Origin of the sequence: Roseibacillus persicicus (assembly GCF_014651675.1) — a bacterium.
Classification (GTDB): Bacteria; Verrucomicrobiota; Verrucomicrobiia; order Verrucomicrobiales; family Akkermansiaceae; genus Roseibacillus; species Roseibacillus persicicus.
On the sequence record NZ_BMXI01000001.1, the window covers coordinates 237,157 to 251,635 of the forward strand.

Consider the following 14,479-nt stretch of genomic DNA (forward strand, 5'->3'; position numbering starts at 1 on the left):
CATGGCCCCAAAACCCACCGACACCACCTCCAAGCCGATTCTGGAAGTCAACGGCCTGCGCAAATGCTACGGCAAGCGCCCCGTAGTTGAGAACGTGGCCCTCCATGTCGAACCTGGCGAAATCGTCGGTCTGTTAGGACCCAATGGCGCGGGCAAGACTACGACCTTCTACATGGTCGCCGGTCTCGTCCCACCCGATGCAGGGAAGGTGGAACTCAACGGCAAGGATGTCAGCCGCTACGCCATCCATCGCCGCGCCCGCCTCGGCCTCGGATACCTCCCTCAAGAAGAATCCATCTTCCGCAAGCTCACCGTTGAGCAAAACCTCTTGGCGGTCTTGGAAGCCCAAAAAGGCCTTTCCAAGAAGGAAAGGAAGAACAAGGCGGATAACCTAATGGAGAGATTTGGAATCACCAACATTCGCAAATCTCTCGCCATCACCCTGTCCGGTGGAGAAAAGCGACGGCTGACCATAGCGCGGGCTCTCTGCACCGACCCGACCATCCTCCTCCTGGACGAGCCCTTCTCCGGAGTCGATCCGAGAGCGGTTGCCGATATCCAAAAAATCATAACCCAGTTGCGGGAAGAAGATGGCTTGGCACTCCTCATCACCGACCACAATGTTCGAGAGACCCTTCACATTACGGACCGCACCTATCTCCTGGTGGACGGACGGGTGATTCTAGAAGGCTCGGCCGAAAAAATTGCCAACGACCCCGAAGCTCGCAAATTCTACTTGGGCGACGAATTCAAACTTTGAACTTCGCGACCGCTTGCAGGATCGCTTGGAGGCCATCCCGCATATTGGGCTGCCCCTCTTGCGAGAATGCCCGCTGTACTGCATTTGGATTCACTCCGAGTGCTTGATCGAGCTCTGGCACAGAGGGACCCGTGGCTTGCGCTGGCCAGTGATACTGCAAGAGAAAGGCCACTTGCTCATTTTTGTTCCGAAGGGCTGTTAGCCCCCGATGCAAGTGGCCGAGAGTTCTCCGGCTTTCCTCAATTCGGGATAGGTCGGCAGGAATCAGGGCGATCAACCCATCTGCACCGGTCGCCAAGGTCTCAAAGACGCCTCGAAAATCGCTTTCTTGGGAAGCTGCATAGAGCGCGAAGCTGGCTGCTGACTCCCCGCCCTGAACGGTGAAGCGATAAATGGAAGCTCCTGCCACTTCTCCCTTCGCAACGTCGCTTTGAAATTGGCCCGCAAGAGCCTCAATCAAAGCAGAAACTTCTTCCGCCGTCGGTCCAAACAGAACCAACTTGAGAGGGACCGCCATTGAGCAAGGGGTTCAGGTCAGCGCCCGATTAGGAGAGCCGGCCCAATTCGCGGGCGACAATCATCAGGGTTTCCCAGACTCCAGCCGGATAACGACCCTCGCGCAAAACGGAGAGGGTGGTCGACTCCGAAGTGACAAAGTCCACCACTCCGCCGGAGCAAGTCATCTGCCACGAACCCGTGCCGTAGCCAAAGCGGGACATCACGTCACCAATGGTCTGAATCGCAGACATTTCGCCCGGCCCGACAACCGCTACTTCGCGGATCCCGGGAAGCCCCTTGGCACGTTTCAAGATTTCATCCCGGCTCATTTCCCCTTCGACCCCGAAGATGGCGCGGAGCTCAAGCTGACGGGTGGAATGTCCACCCGAAGACGACGATTGGGCTGGTGCACTGGAGAATCCAGCACTCGCGGCGGGAGTGGAGCCTCCGGACTGCTCGAAAGAAGCAGGTGCGGGCTCTTCCCGGCGTGCTGACTGCTCAGCGGGCTGGGGCTGGGACTCCAAGCGAACCGCTGGCTCGGGAGCGGGACTGGAAAGTGGATTCTCTGCTGGGGTTGCAGGAGCGGAGAAAGCCTCCGCCTTTTGAGCTGGAGCCTCGAAAGAGCTTTCCGAGGTGAATGGAGAGGCAGGTGCCTCGGCTGCCGGACGAGATGTCGATTCCGCCTGAGGAGCGGCAGTCGCGGCCGAAAGAAATGGATTCTCCTCGGTGGCAGGGAGAGGAGCTTGCGAACGACGCTCTGGAAGCCGCGCTTGGGGCTTTTCCTGAGTCTCTTCAGCAGCAAAGCCGAAGGGTGATTCCGCTTCTGCCGGGGGAACCGCAGCGAAGGGGCTGGCAGCCTTTTGAGACCCAAGGCTGGCGAAGGGGTTGGCTGGCGCTTCCCCATTGGAACCATTGGGGCTTGAGAAAATACTGTTTCCTTGGGACATCTTGATTAACTGATTACGTTTGCATTTAGCACAGTCCAAGTGATTCACCAAGACCTAAGCTCGGGGAATGTGTCTCCCCCCAGTATCCTCGACACCCGAAGAAGCCCGCTGTTCAATCTCCCATCAGGTTTTCTTCCTGCAATCGCTTCAATCTTCTCTTTAAAGAAAGTTTGGTTGCGGGAGGAACCCGGTCGGTGAAAAGCACGCCGTTGAGGTGATCGACCTCGTGCTGAATCGCCCTCGCCAGCAGGCCGTCCGTCTCGAGTTTAATCACTCGGCCATCGAGCAGTTCCAATGTGGCGATGACGTCGATGGGCCGCTTCACCTCGGATAAGACTCCCTGGATACTCAGACAGCCTTCTCGGCCGAGTTCCTTTTCTTTACCAAATTCCAACTCGGGATTGATAAAGACCAAAGGCATGACTTCCTCTAGCTCAGCGACTTTCCCATCCACCTTCAGGTAGGTGATCGATTCCGGATCATGAGCGACATCGACAACAGCCAGCCGCAGATCGATACCCACTTGGGGAGCAGCCAGGCCCACCCCATTGGCATCGATCATGGTTTCGATCATATTCTCGCTCAGTTCGCGAATCTCCTCGGTGACTTCAGTGATTCGGCGGCACTTCTTGCGCAGCACCGGGTCGCCGTATTGTTTGATTTCCAAAACCATGTTCTCAGTTCTCTTCAGTTGCCAATTTAATGCGGGCCGGCACTTCTTTCAACTGGATGCCGACCTCGCTGAGCGCCTCCCATACCGTGAAAAGCTGGCCCAAGGAAGAACCTTCGTCGGCTTCCAACTCCAGTTTTCGACCAGGATTGACCGTTTGAAAGGCTTTTAAATAATCAGCGAGCTCCCCATCGGGAACGGCCACATTCTCCAGCAAAATTTCCCCCTCCTTGGTGATAGCGAGGACGGAACGCTCGGCGCTGAGTTCGGCAGAAGCCACCTCGCGCACTGTCGGGAGGTCGATGGGCACCACCGGACGGGTCTTTTTCCGCGTCGAAGTTACAATCACGAAGATGAGCAGGATCGCGAGGATGTCGATCAAGGGCACAATCGGTACGTTGTAAGCCTTGCGCTTGGGTCGATAGAGTTCCATCTAGCCCAGCCCTCCTGAACGTTTGAAAAAGACATGCTGGTGACAAGCCGACACCACCTTGCTCAAAACCACCTCCAAGCGCGCGGCCATCGTTTCGATCTGGCGGGAAAAGTAACTGTGCGCAATCACCGAAGGCACCGCCACAGCCAGTCCCGCAATGGTCGTGCTGAGAGCCATCGCAATCCCCTTCGAAAGCTGTGAATAATCCGCGTCGGCACCGAAATCGCGAAAGACGATCGTCAATCCGCTGGCCGTCCCCAAAAGCCCGAGCAAAGGCGCAATCGTGATGACGACCTCCAGCACGGGCAAGCCACCATTCAACTTCACAATCTCCTCACGGGCGCTGGATTGCACGGCCTCCTGCACCTCAATCTGGCTGCGCCCCGCATTGCGAATGGCTACCGTGCACAGACGGGAAAGCGCGGAATGTCCGGCGCGAAACTCACTTTCCAGCTCATTGAGATTGTCGTTCTCCAGATACTCATCGAAGCGCTCGACCTCCCCCGCCAGCTTGTCGGGGATGATGCGATCTTTCCGCAGGGTCATCAGCTTCATTACCGTCACCGCGAGCGCAACCACCGAGCACAAAACGATGGCGAACATGAAGGGTCCGCCATTGACGAAAAAGTCCCAGACCTGATTGGTCGCCTTAATTACGGATACTGCCCAATAGAAAGTCATGTTCGCGGACAGCTCAATGGCACATCTTTTCGCCAAGGCCAAGCTCCGAGCTTGCTCGCGACTGCAATCGCCCCTGCTAAATTCGCAAAAAGACCTTCTTTCGATAGAGGAACCACAGCACCAGCCACTCGACGATCAGAAGGGCTACGGCCAGAACCACCGGTCCAAAGGCCCCCGACAGTCGCGCCACTCCCCCCGCAAAGAACTCTGCAACGGGCTCGAATGCGACGATGCGGGTCAGGAGATAAATTGTGAGAGGGTTCATCCCCACGACCTGCAGCGGAAAGCTCCAGTTGCGCTTCGGAAAGTCCACCACACCGTGAAAAAACGCCAAAAGCAGAAGAGAAATCCCGCCCGCATAAAAGTTGAAGGTGGTGGTCCAAGCCGACTTGATGGGAGGATATCCCAGCGCCTGACAAGCCGCCCCCAGAAGGATGGAAACCACCCCCGCGCCAGCGAACCAATAGAGCGTTCGAACCCGGGGAGCTGGCGCGGCCCGGAGAACCTGCCCCGCAAAGGTCCCCGCCAGCGTCAGTGCCGCCGAGGAGAAAATGCAAAGCAAACCCTCCGGATCGTAGACCCCGGCATGCAGACGTCCGGGGAGTATCGTCCGGTCCAGCCAGCTGTTGAAAATCCCCTCAGGAGTCAATACCCCGACCCCGAATCCGGGCACTGGAATCATCAGCTGCAAGACTGCCACCAGTATCAGAATCCCCGCCAAAACCGCGGCTCGAAGCTTCACGTTCTGAATCAAATACCAAACCGTGGCCGCGATTCCGTAGGCGAGGCCAATCTGTCCAATCACGCTCGCCACCCGTAGCGTGTCGAAGCGCAGATCCAACAGGCCGTTGTAGACCATGCCCAAGAACACCAAAATGAAAGCCCGCCGAGCGATAAACAGAAGAATCTGACGACGCGACCATCCCCGGTTCATCCGGGAAGTGAGCGCGAAAGGAATCGACACTCCGGAGGGAAACATGAAGAGCGGAAAGATTAGATCGTAGAGCCGGAGCCCCTCCCACGGCACATGATGCAACTGCTCGCTCATGAGATGGAAGAACGAGTTGTCGGTCGCCTTGGCGAGGGCGTGAAAGACCGAATCCAGTCCAATAATCCACAGCATATCGAAGCCTCTCAAGGCATCAAGTGACCGAAGTCGGGCCGGCTTCTGTTCCATTTCTCCAATCCAGCAGGAAGCCCCCGATTCGTCGACTCGCGATTTGCCCTCAGGCGCGCTTTCTAATTCTGCGAGGGCAAGTCAGCCGCCTCTTCGACGTCATCCTCGGTCTCGTCAGAAACCTGCTCCAACAACTCTTTGATCTTAAAAGCCGGAACGCAATTCTTCATCACCATCTGGAGCACGTTCTCAGCCTTCTGGCCTTTCTTGCCGTAGTAGATGTTGGAGGTATTGCTCACCATACCGACCACCTCGTTCTTTTCGTTCAGGATGGGCCCACCCGATGATCCCCTCGCATAATCTGCGGTGATGGCCATAAAGGGAACCCGATCGCCCTCCTTCTTTGGCTTGCGATGATAGTAGTAACGAGAAACTTCTCCTCCGGTATAGCTGTAGAAATGGCGGTCAGGATGGCTCACACAATGGACCCGCTCGCCCACCGCAGCAGGCTCCTTGGCGAGAGGAAGAACCTTCAGGCCAGTGGCCTTGACCCGAAGAATCGCGATATCGTTGGACTCATCCGCCAAGACAATTTCTTCCACCGGATAGACCTCTCCGGTGGCGGAACCCGCAGCTACCAAATCACCTTTGACCGATCGAATCACATGATAATTGGTGCACAGAATTCCTTCGCTCCCGATGGCCCAAGCCGTGGCAAATCCGGCCGAATGCCACTTGTCACACTTTCCGCAATCATAGACCGCACCCAGGAGATAAACTCCGTCCTCCGTCCGCTCGACTGCTTTTCCAGTAGGATATTCTTTCAAGCCACCGGGTTGCTTGAGGGACTTCAAGATCGCCTTCGCATTTGGGTAAGTCCCCTCATCCGCATACCTGCCGGCACCCAGCTCGAAACCATCAATAATCGCAGAATCATCCACTACCAAGGGAGCCTTCGCCCACATCTGCCCGCACAGAATCCCTAACAACCCCAAAGATAAAAATTGATTCATAAAAGAAACTAACCCGCTCAATTAAAACCCGCAAGCAGCCTTCGGACCACTCACGCCGATCACCTCCAACCGGCTTCACTGGATAGCCAAGCTCAATTCGAAAGAGGCTCCACCAGTTCTACCTTGTGCCCGTCGCCATCCTCAACGACCGCTCTCCTCCCCCATTCACTTTCCTTGGCCTCGCTCACCACCCGAGCCCCGAGGGTCATCAAACGTTGAACGCATCCGTCCACGTCTTCCACCCGGAAGCCCAGCCTCACGAAATGGGTGGATTGTTCCGGGTTCTTGAGCGGATAGATCTCAAAGACCAGCCCACCCCCACCTGTCACGGCAGCGAGATGAAGCGGACCGGCGCCATGACGGTGCCTCTCGAAATGAAGCCCGAGCGCACCATAAAATTGCTCCGCCCAGTCGAGGTCACCGGAACGAATGACGACGAGATTGAGAACTGACGAAGCCAATTTCATCTTTATCAGAAAGACCCGCTAGGACTTGGTCTTCGCAGTCGGTTCGTCTTCGACATCCTCCTTGAGCTCAAGCGCCTTCGAGAGGTGCGCCGCGACCTGCTTGGCCAGCTTTTGATAACCCTTCTTGGTATAATGAACGTCACCCGGTTGCGTGAAGAGCTCGGCGGCAAACTGGCGGCTCAATGCATTGAGATCGTTGACCGCAATCCCGTGCTTCTCCATCACCTTGGCCGCCACTTCATTGTATTTCAAATCGTCGCCTACGATGCGACCTGCTTCCAGCTCTGGCACGACGGTCGTGCTGGCCCAGATGAGTTTCGCATCAGTTTTTTGCAAACGAGCAACCAGTCGTTCGAGATTTTTCTCATACTGCTCCAGCGAGGTAGTGAGGGTCCCGTTCACCTTGTCCCTCTTCCCTTGGACTTTCGATTCGGGATGCCGGTAGCACAGGTCCCAGAGTCCCCAGTTGAAGTGAATCACATCCCACTGCGTGTCCCCAATCCACTGGTCAATCTTTGCCAATCCAGTGCCAGTGTGCTGGGCATTCCCCTTGTGGTGTTCCACCACCGCCTTGCCCTCAAGCGCCCGTGCCACATAGGGAGTGTATCCCAATGAAATGGAATCCCCGATAATCAGCACCCGGGGCAAAGCCTCTTCTGCCGAAGCCTCGGCAAGCGACAGAAAGGCAGATGGTATCGTCACCCAAAGGAGCAGCGCGGTCAGCAATTTGTTCATGGGCACCAGTCTCTCTCTTGGGGAAAAAACCTCCAGCTTTTCCCAGCCAAAAGCACCACCTTATTCTCCCGTCACCACCAGATGCGCGGAGAGCACGGCTTCCCGACAGATGGAATCACAATAACCTTCGTGCTCCGCCTGACAACTCGGGCAGCAGAAATGGCGCTCGTTGCAGCGGGTGTAGGTGCAGTTGATCTGAATATCGCAAGGCTCGTCACACCACTTGCAGCGCGCGATCACCTTGGCCCCCGGCGTCCGGTTCACTTCCACCCCAATGCGTTCGTCAAAGACATAGCACTTGCCCTCAAAGCCCTCCCCCTTGGCCTCCTCATCCTTGCCGTATGTCACAATGCCGCCATGCAACTGATAGACCTGGTCGAAACCCTCCCGCTTGAGAAAGCCGCTGAACTTTTCACACCGGATCCCACCCGTGCAATAGGTCAGAATCTTCTTTCCTTCCAGATCCTCCCGATGGTCACGCACCCACCCCGGGAGGTCGCGGAAGCTTGGCACATCCGGCAGCATGGCTCCCTCGAAGCGTCCCATTTCCCACTCATAATCATTGCGAGCATCGATGATGACGACATCCTCCTTTTGCATCATCTCCTTCCACTCCTTGGGCGCGAGATAATCGCCGGTGACCTCACGGGGGGAAAAGTCCTCTTCACCCAACCCCAAAGTCACCACTTCCTCTCGGGCCTTCACCGACAAACGGGGGAAAACATGCCCCTCGGAAGGATCGACCTTCCACTCCATCCCAGCGGTCAGGGGATGTTCATCCATTACCCGCTGATACTCGAGGGTCGCCTCCGTGGTTCCGGAGACCGTGCCATTGATGCCCTCGCGCGCGACCAGAATGCGACCCCGCAAACCGAGTCTTTCACAAAGGTCCTTTTGCCATTGGCGATAGGCCTCAACGTCCTCGATCTCGTTGTAAAAGTAGTAGAGGAGAATCCGAAAATCCATGGCGGGGCTTCTTAGCAATTTTTGAAAACAACGAAAGTCTGAAGTGACGACCGAACGAGTGCCACCCAAGCTCCTCGACTTAAAGATCCTCGGGGTTCTGCAACAGCTCAACCACTCTTCGCAGGAGAACCCCGGCACCACCGCCATCAACCACCCGATGATCGAAGGTCAATGTCAGCTCCGCCTCGAGAACGGGAACAAATTGGCCAGCTGCCTCATCCCATACCGGACGCTTCTCCCCAGAACCCATGCCGAGAATCAAAGTCTCACTCGGAAGCGGAACCGGAGTGGCCCAGCGAAGACCGAAAGTCCCGAAATTTGTGACCGTGGCAATGCCGCCTCCAACTGCCTCCTCGGGCACCTTCTTGTCGCGGGACTGCACTACCAAATTCTCATAATCGGCGGACAATTCGCTCACGCTGCGTTGGTCGACGTTGCGAACCACCGGCACGACCACTCCGTCTTCCACTTGCACAGCAACCCCAATGTCATAGGCCTTGGGGTGAACGACCTTTTGGCCCACGAGGAAGCCCGCCGTGGCAGGATGCTCCTTTAAAGCAAGACCAAAGGCACGAAGTAGGAAAAGGGTCAGCCCCGGCTTTGGGTCCAGCGTCTTGCGATAGGCAACGAGCTTTTCCAACGGAGCTTCCATTCCCACGGTAGCCAAAGGACGGGTCCAGCTCCGACGCATGGCATCAGCCACCGCCAATCGCATTGGCGAAGCCTTTGTTCCCGGCCACCCTTCGATGTAGGAGAGGAAACTCTCCAGATCTTCGACCGTCACCCGACCTCCCGCCCCGCTGCCCGCAATGGCAGAAACATCGGCTCCCTGAAGCCCAAGCTCGTTCATCCGCGCGCGCATCCGGGGTGAGATGTAGTGCGCTCCCTGCAAGCCGCCGGCGGGCACCTTGAGGCCCTGCACGCTAGGCTCGACCTCCACCTTGGGGGGCGTGTAACTCTCCTCCTCCGTCCCCGGGCGATAATCATGCGGGCGATTCACCTCTTCTTCCACCGGAGTAGCAGCCGACTCGTCCCCATGCACAGTCACCCCCGTGCGCTCGACTTCTTCGGCGGTCGCTTCCAGCAATCCCAATATCGTTCCCACCGCATAGGTCTCCCCTTCTTCAGCGAAAAGCTCTTTCACCACCCCGCCACACAAGGTGGTGACGCCCATGGTGGCCTTGTTGGTTTCGACTTCAATGATTTCCTGATCGGCCTGGACCTCGGACCCGATGGCGACATCAAGCCGGATGATGGTGGCTTCGGCAATGGACTCCCCGAGCTGGGGCATGGTGACTGCTACTAGAGGCATCGTAGTTGTTAGAAGTTCAGAAGTTTTCGTAAAGCATCGACAATGGTCTCGGGCGTGGGCCGGTGCGCGCGCCAGAGGTCTGGATGATAAGGGATGGGCGTGTCTTTGGCATTCAGACGTGCCGGAGGGGCATCCAAGAGATGAAAACCCTCCGAGGCTACACGCGAAACCACTTCAGCAGTGACTCCGCCCCAAGGAAAAGCTTCGCCCAGCGCCAGTACCCGCCCGGTGCGTGCCACGCTGGCCATGATGGTATCGGTATCGATGGGCTTGACGCAACGCAGGTCAACGACCTCGATCTCCCAGCCGTCTTCCGCCAGACGCTCCGCAGCCTTTACGGCCTCATGCACCATGGCCGAATAGGTCACCACCGTCGCATGCTTGCCCGGGCGGGTGATGCGGGCTTGCGTGAGCGGGAGGCCATCCGACGCAAAGCTATCCGCCTTGAGCCAACGATAGAGAAACTTGTGTTCACAAAAGACAACCGGGTCGTCAAACTCCACCGCCTCCTTGAGCATATGATAGGCATCTCCGACCGTAGCCGGTGCAATCACCATCATGCCGGGATAGTGCGAGTAGAGCGCCTCCATCATTTGACTGTGGAAAGGCCCCGAACCGGGCGTCCCCCCCGACGGCAGCCGCAGAGTCAATGGAATGGAAGTCCCGGTGCGATAATAATAAGTCGCCGCATGATTGACCATCTGGTTCAATGCAATGGAGGAAAAGTCCGCGAACTGCATCTCCACAATCGGCCGCATGCCCTCGATGGCCGCTCCAATAGCAGCTCCCACCATGGCGTCCTCGCTGATCGGGGTATCGAGCACACGCTCGGGAAATTCCGACTTTAACCCCTGGGTGGCCTTGAAGGCACCGCCAAACTGCCCCACGTCCTGACCGTAGATAAAAACGCGGTCATCATCCCGCAACAAGTCGTGCTGCGCCGCACGAATCGCATCGATATAAGTCACTTCTCCCATACCTTTCTTCCCTCTAAAAGTTTCCTTCCGGTGCCAAGCCCTTCATCGCCCGCCAGTCCTCCTGCCGGGCATCGGGAGCCGCCTCACGCTGGGTCTGCGCCACGGCGGCGGTCACCTCTTCCCGCGCTTTCTCCTCCCACTGATTCCAAAGAGATTCATCTACTAGGCCAGCCTCTAACAACTCCTCTTTCGCGACCTCCAAGCAGTCGCGCCCCAGCTCTCCGGCCTTGAGAGCGTCGGCCACGTAAGCTCCGTCATCGTGCTCGCCATGACCTCCCAGGCGCAGCAAGTCGGCCACGACCAATTGCGGGCCTTCTCCAGCGCGGGCAGCCGCAACCGCCCCGCCCACCTTATCGAGACAATCCATCAAACTGTTGCCCCTCGCCTTCCACCCACGAATGCCATACCCAGCGGCTCGATCAAAGAGGTCACCCCGAAACTGTCGCGTATTGGGCGTCGAATACGCATATTGATTGTTGGCCACTACCACCACCAGCGGCAACTGCTCCACCGCAGCCAGATTGAGTCCCTCGTGAAAAGCTCCCGTTGAAGTCCCCCCATCGCCAATACAAGTCGCACCCACCACTCCATCCAACCGCCCCTTCAAGCGTCGGGCCAAGAGCATTCCGGTCACCACCGAAACGGCTGCTCCGAGGTGGCTAATCATTGCAGGCATGCCCATCTCGGGACGGCCACGATGAATATTTCCGTCGCGACCCCGCATAGGACCTTCCACCGAGCCCAAATATGTCCGGGTGACATCCAAGATCTCCTCTCCAAAGCCCGTGCGCCCCGCCTGATCGCGAATCAAGGGCGCGAAAACATCCGTGCCCTGCTGCAACTGAGTGCCCAACACTCCGCTCAAAGCTTCCTGGCCACGTCCCAAGTAAACCCCTCCCACAATCTGCCCTGCCTTGTACAGACTGCGCAGCTTGTCCTCCAATACGCGGGCCTCAATCATTGCGCGCGCCGCGCGCCGCGCCGCCTCCCGCAATTCTTCACTCATTTCCCCAAGGGCCATTGCAGTTAGCTTGGACCTCTTAGCCTCAACTCGCAACGCCTTTCCTTGCCTTTCCCGTGCACATCCTGCTTTGACGAAAAACGCTTGTTCAAGAAACCTTCCAATCAGCCCTTCCCTCCCTGAAAGAAGGAGAAAATCCCGCTGTTAGGAGTCCGGTCTCTTTGCGGCTTTCCGTCACAATCCGAGCTCAGAGATCCGCCTCCATTTGCAAGTTCCTCCAGAAAACCGAAATTTTTCGATCACCTTCACACGAGACGAGACCCTCGGTTTGACTAGCCTGGAAAAAAGGGGCCAACGGAGACAGCTAACTGAACTCGCCGGCAGCCCTCCTCCTCGGTGTTCTCACCCCAAGACTCCCGAGTGCGAAGGCTCGCCGCCGCTCGGAAGCTGAAGCGAAACCGCAATGAGAGACAGGACAGCTTCACGAATTTCCAACGCGCACCAATGAGCGAGGACCAGCTCGTCCCGGGCCAAGTCACTTCCGAAAAAACCGGAAGTGGTCGCATCCGGAGCGCGGGTCTTCAGCCCGCCCCACTGCCCAAGTCAAAGCCAAAAGCCCCCAGCAATTCAGAGTCTTCAGGAAGGAGCTCAGAACTTGTACGGGAGGGCTTAGTCAGCCTGCTTGGCGAAGCAAAATGACGGACCAGTGGGGCGGGCTGAAGACCCGCGCTCCGCTAGAAATTAGCCGGCAACATGCTTGATGCAGTGCCATTACGGACTGATGCGAAGCTTGTTCAAGGCTTTGAGCGTTTCCATTTCTTCGCCAGCCCACAACCAGCCCTTTCATCGTTGGTGAAGTAAGCTCTCCGGAAAGCGCTCAATCTCCTCCACTCCAAAAACAAAAAAAGCCGGAGGTTTCCCTCCGGCTTTCTGATGTGAATCTTTTTGAATCGTTCCGAACTTAGAAGTCCATGCCACCGTGGTCGTGACCAGCGGGAGCAGCAGCTTCGGGCTCAGGGATATCTGTGATGAGACACTCGGTGGTGAGCATCAAACCAGAGATTGAGGAAGCGTTCTGGAGGGCGCTGCGGGTGACCTTAGTTGGGTCAACCACACCAGCAGCCACGAGGTCTTCGTATTCGCCAGTAGCGACGTTGTAACCTTCGTTGCCTTTGCGTCCTTTGACTTGCTCAACGATGAGCGCGCCTTCGAGACCAGCGTTGGCAGCAAGCTGACGGAGAGGAGCTTCGATTGCTTTCGCTACGATGCCCGCACCAGTCGCTTCGTCACCAGTGAGCTTGAGGTCGCCGATTTGGCTGTGCGCACGGATGAGAGCGGTGCCACCTCCGGGGACGATACCTTCTTCAACTGCAGCACGGGTCGCGTGAAGAGCATCTTCAACACGAGCCTTCTTCTCCTTCATCTCAGTTTCGGTAGCAGCTCCGACGTTGATGACGGCAACTCCACCAGCCAACTTGGCAAGACGCTCCTGGAGCTTCTCGCGGTCGTAGTCAGAAGAGGTGTCTTCGATCTGCTTGCGGATTTGGTTCACGCGACCAGTGATGGCGTCGCTGGTTCCGTTACCTTCCACGATGGTGGTGTTTTCCTTGGTGATGGAAACGCGCTTGGCTTCACCGAGGTCGGAGAGCTCGAGGTTCTCGAGCTTGAGTCCAAGGTCTTCAGTGATGCAACGTCCGCCGGTGAGGATAGCGAGGTCTTCGAGCATCGCCTTGCGACGGTCGCCGAAGCCAGGAGCCTTCACAGCTGCGATGTTGAGAGTGCCGCGCAGCTTGTTCACTACGAGAGTAGCGAGGGCTTCACCTTCCACGTCCTCAGCAATGATGAGGAGAGGACGGCTGGTCTTGGCGACTTTCTCGAGAAGAGGAAGCATGTCCTTGAGGGAAGAAATTTTCTTCTCGTGGATGAGGATGTAAGCGCTATCGAGGGAGCACTCCATGGTCTCGGAATCAGTCACGAAGTAAGGAGAAAGATACCCCTTGTCGAACTGCATCCCTTCAACCACGTCGAGAGTGGTCTCGATGCCTTTGGCTTCTTCAACAGTGATGGTTCCGTCTTTGCCCACTTTGTCCATCGCTTCCGCAATGATGTTGCCGATCTCGGCATCCCAGTTGGCGGAAACGGTAGCAACCTGTGCGATCTCCTTGCTGTCGCTGACCTCTTTGGAGATTTCAGCAAGCTGAGCCACGATGGCTTCGGCAGCCTTCTGGATACCACGCTGGAGGCTGATTGGGTTGGCACCCGCAGTCACGTTGCGCAGACCTTCACGGTAGATGGCTTCCGCAAGAACGGTCGCAGTTGTGGTTCCGTCACCAGCGATGTCGGAAGTCTTGGAAGAGACCTCCTTGATGAGCTGGGCGCCCATGTTTTCGTAAGGGTCGTCGAGCTCGATTTCTTTCGCAACCGAGACACCGTCTTTGGTCACGGTGGGAGAACCGAACTTCTTATCAAGAATCACGTTGCGGCCGGAGGGCCCAAGTGTCGCCTTTACCGCACGAGCCAACTTCTCAACTCCACGGAGGAGGGACTGGCGTGCCTTTTCGTCAAATTCCAATTGTTTGCCTGACATATAATTTTTTCTTCTACTAGATTGTTAGTAATTAGTCTTCAACAACACCGAGGATATCGGACTCGGAAAGGATGAGGAGGTCTTCTCCGTTCACCTTTACGTCTGTTCCGCCATACTTGGAGATGAGCACCTTGTCGCCCACCTTGACGGTGAACTCGATGACTTCACCCTTTTCGTCTTTGCCGCCCGTTCCGAGGGAGACCACTTCAGCCTCCTGGGGCTTTTCCTTTGCGCTGTCGGGAAGAACGATTCCTCCTGCAGTCACTTCATCAGCTTCCAAGCGCTTCACAAGCACTCGGGCTCCAAGCGGTTTAATGCTAGCCATGTTTTTGTTTCTTAGTTGTTTGTTGGTTTA

Annotated in this window: 16 protein-coding genes; 1 reads left to right on the forward strand and 15 read right to left on the reverse strand. The window is 56.9% G+C overall.

The window, feature by feature from the left end:
• The first annotated feature begins 1 nt into the window (after window position 1).
• The gene (gene lptB, locus IE099_RS00890) at window positions 2-760 is read left to right on the forward strand and encodes an LPS export ABC transporter ATP-binding protein (protein ID WP_189566452.1); all 759 of its coding nucleotides are present in this window, start codon (window positions 2-4) and stop codon (window positions 758-760) included.
• Here lptB and IE099_RS00895 read toward each other — a convergent pair.
• The 15 genes from IE099_RS00895 to IE099_RS00965 form a co-directional block, all read right to left on the reverse strand.
• Window positions 750-1,277 (reverse strand): hypothetical protein, encoded by a 528-nt coding sequence (locus tag IE099_RS00895; protein WP_189566454.1) that lies wholly within the window; start codon window positions 1,275-1,277, stop codon window positions 750-752. The two genes, lptB and IE099_RS00895, sit on opposite strands and share 11 nt — an antisense overlap.
• 28 nt (window positions 1,278-1,305) lie before the next feature.
• Window positions 1,306-2,205: a hypothetical protein gene (locus IE099_RS00900; RefSeq protein ID WP_189566456.1), complete on the reverse strand. Its 900-nt coding sequence runs from the start codon at window positions 2,203-2,205 to the stop codon at window positions 1,306-1,308.
• A 112-nt stretch (window positions 2,206-2,317) separates the two neighbouring features.
• Window positions 2,318-2,878, reverse strand: coding sequence for a peptide deformylase (def, locus tag IE099_RS00905; RefSeq protein WP_189566458.1), 561 nt, complete (start codon window positions 2,876-2,878; stop codon window positions 2,318-2,320).
• A gap of 4 nt (window positions 2,879-2,882) precedes the next feature.
• Window positions 2,883-3,308 (reverse strand): ExbD/TolR family protein, encoded by a 426-nt coding sequence (locus IE099_RS00910; protein ID WP_189566460.1) that lies wholly within the window; start codon window positions 3,306-3,308, stop codon window positions 2,883-2,885.
• Entirely contained in the window at window positions 3,309-3,989 is a 681-nt protein-coding gene (locus tag IE099_RS00915) for a MotA/TolQ/ExbB proton channel family protein (RefSeq protein ID WP_189566462.1), read from the reverse strand.
• Between the two features lie 76 nt (window positions 3,990-4,065).
• Window positions 4,066-5,112 (reverse strand): acyltransferase family protein, encoded by a 1,047-nt coding sequence (locus tag IE099_RS00920; RefSeq protein WP_189566464.1) that lies wholly within the window; start codon window positions 5,110-5,112, stop codon window positions 4,066-4,068.
• Window positions 5,113-5,228: 116 nt separating this feature from the next.
• Complete coding sequence (locus tag IE099_RS00925; protein ID WP_189566466.1) at window positions 5,229-6,119, reverse strand: S1 family peptidase; 891 nt, start codon at window positions 6,117-6,119, stop codon at window positions 5,229-5,231.
• A 92-nt stretch (window positions 6,120-6,211) separates the two neighbouring features.
• Window positions 6,212-6,586, reverse strand: a complete 375-nt coding sequence (locus IE099_RS00930; RefSeq protein WP_189566468.1) for a VOC family protein — start codon at window positions 6,584-6,586, stop codon at window positions 6,212-6,214.
• A gap of 18 nt (window positions 6,587-6,604) precedes the next feature.
• Window positions 6,605-7,321 carry an SGNH/GDSL hydrolase family protein gene (locus IE099_RS00935; protein ID WP_189566470.1) on the reverse strand — a complete coding sequence of 239 codons (717 nt, stop codon included), beginning with the start codon at window positions 7,319-7,321 and terminating at the stop codon, window positions 6,605-6,607.
• Between the two features lie 60 nt (window positions 7,322-7,381).
• Complete coding sequence (gene trhO / locus IE099_RS00940; protein ID WP_189566472.1) at window positions 7,382-8,287, reverse strand: oxygen-dependent tRNA uridine(34) hydroxylase TrhO; 906 nt, start codon at window positions 8,285-8,287, stop codon at window positions 7,382-7,384.
• Window positions 8,288-8,366: 79 nt separating this feature from the next.
• Window positions 8,367-9,599 carry a dihydrolipoamide acetyltransferase family protein gene (locus IE099_RS00945; protein WP_229809330.1) on the reverse strand — a complete coding sequence of 411 codons (1,233 nt, stop codon included), beginning with the start codon at window positions 9,597-9,599 and terminating at the stop codon, window positions 8,367-8,369.
• An 8-nt stretch (window positions 9,600-9,607) separates the two neighbouring features.
• Window positions 9,608-10,576, reverse strand: a complete 969-nt coding sequence (locus IE099_RS00950; protein ID WP_189566474.1) for an alpha-ketoacid dehydrogenase subunit beta — start codon at window positions 10,574-10,576, stop codon at window positions 9,608-9,610.
• 13 nt (window positions 10,577-10,589) lie between these two features.
• Entirely contained in the window at window positions 10,590-11,582 is a 993-nt protein-coding gene (locus IE099_RS00955; RefSeq protein ID WP_229809331.1) for a thiamine pyrophosphate-dependent enzyme, read from the reverse strand.
• 916 nt (window positions 11,583-12,498) lie between these two features.
• The gene (groL, locus tag IE099_RS00960) at window positions 12,499-14,124 is read right to left on the reverse strand and encodes a chaperonin GroEL (RefSeq protein ID WP_189566476.1); all 1,626 of its coding nucleotides are present in this window, start codon (window positions 14,122-14,124) and stop codon (window positions 12,499-12,501) included.
• 31 nt (window positions 14,125-14,155) lie between these two features.
• The gene (locus IE099_RS00965) at window positions 14,156-14,449 is read right to left on the reverse strand and encodes a co-chaperone GroES (RefSeq protein ID WP_189566478.1); all 294 of its coding nucleotides are present in this window, start codon (window positions 14,447-14,449) and stop codon (window positions 14,156-14,158) included.
• Window positions 14,450-14,479 lie beyond the last annotated feature (30 nt).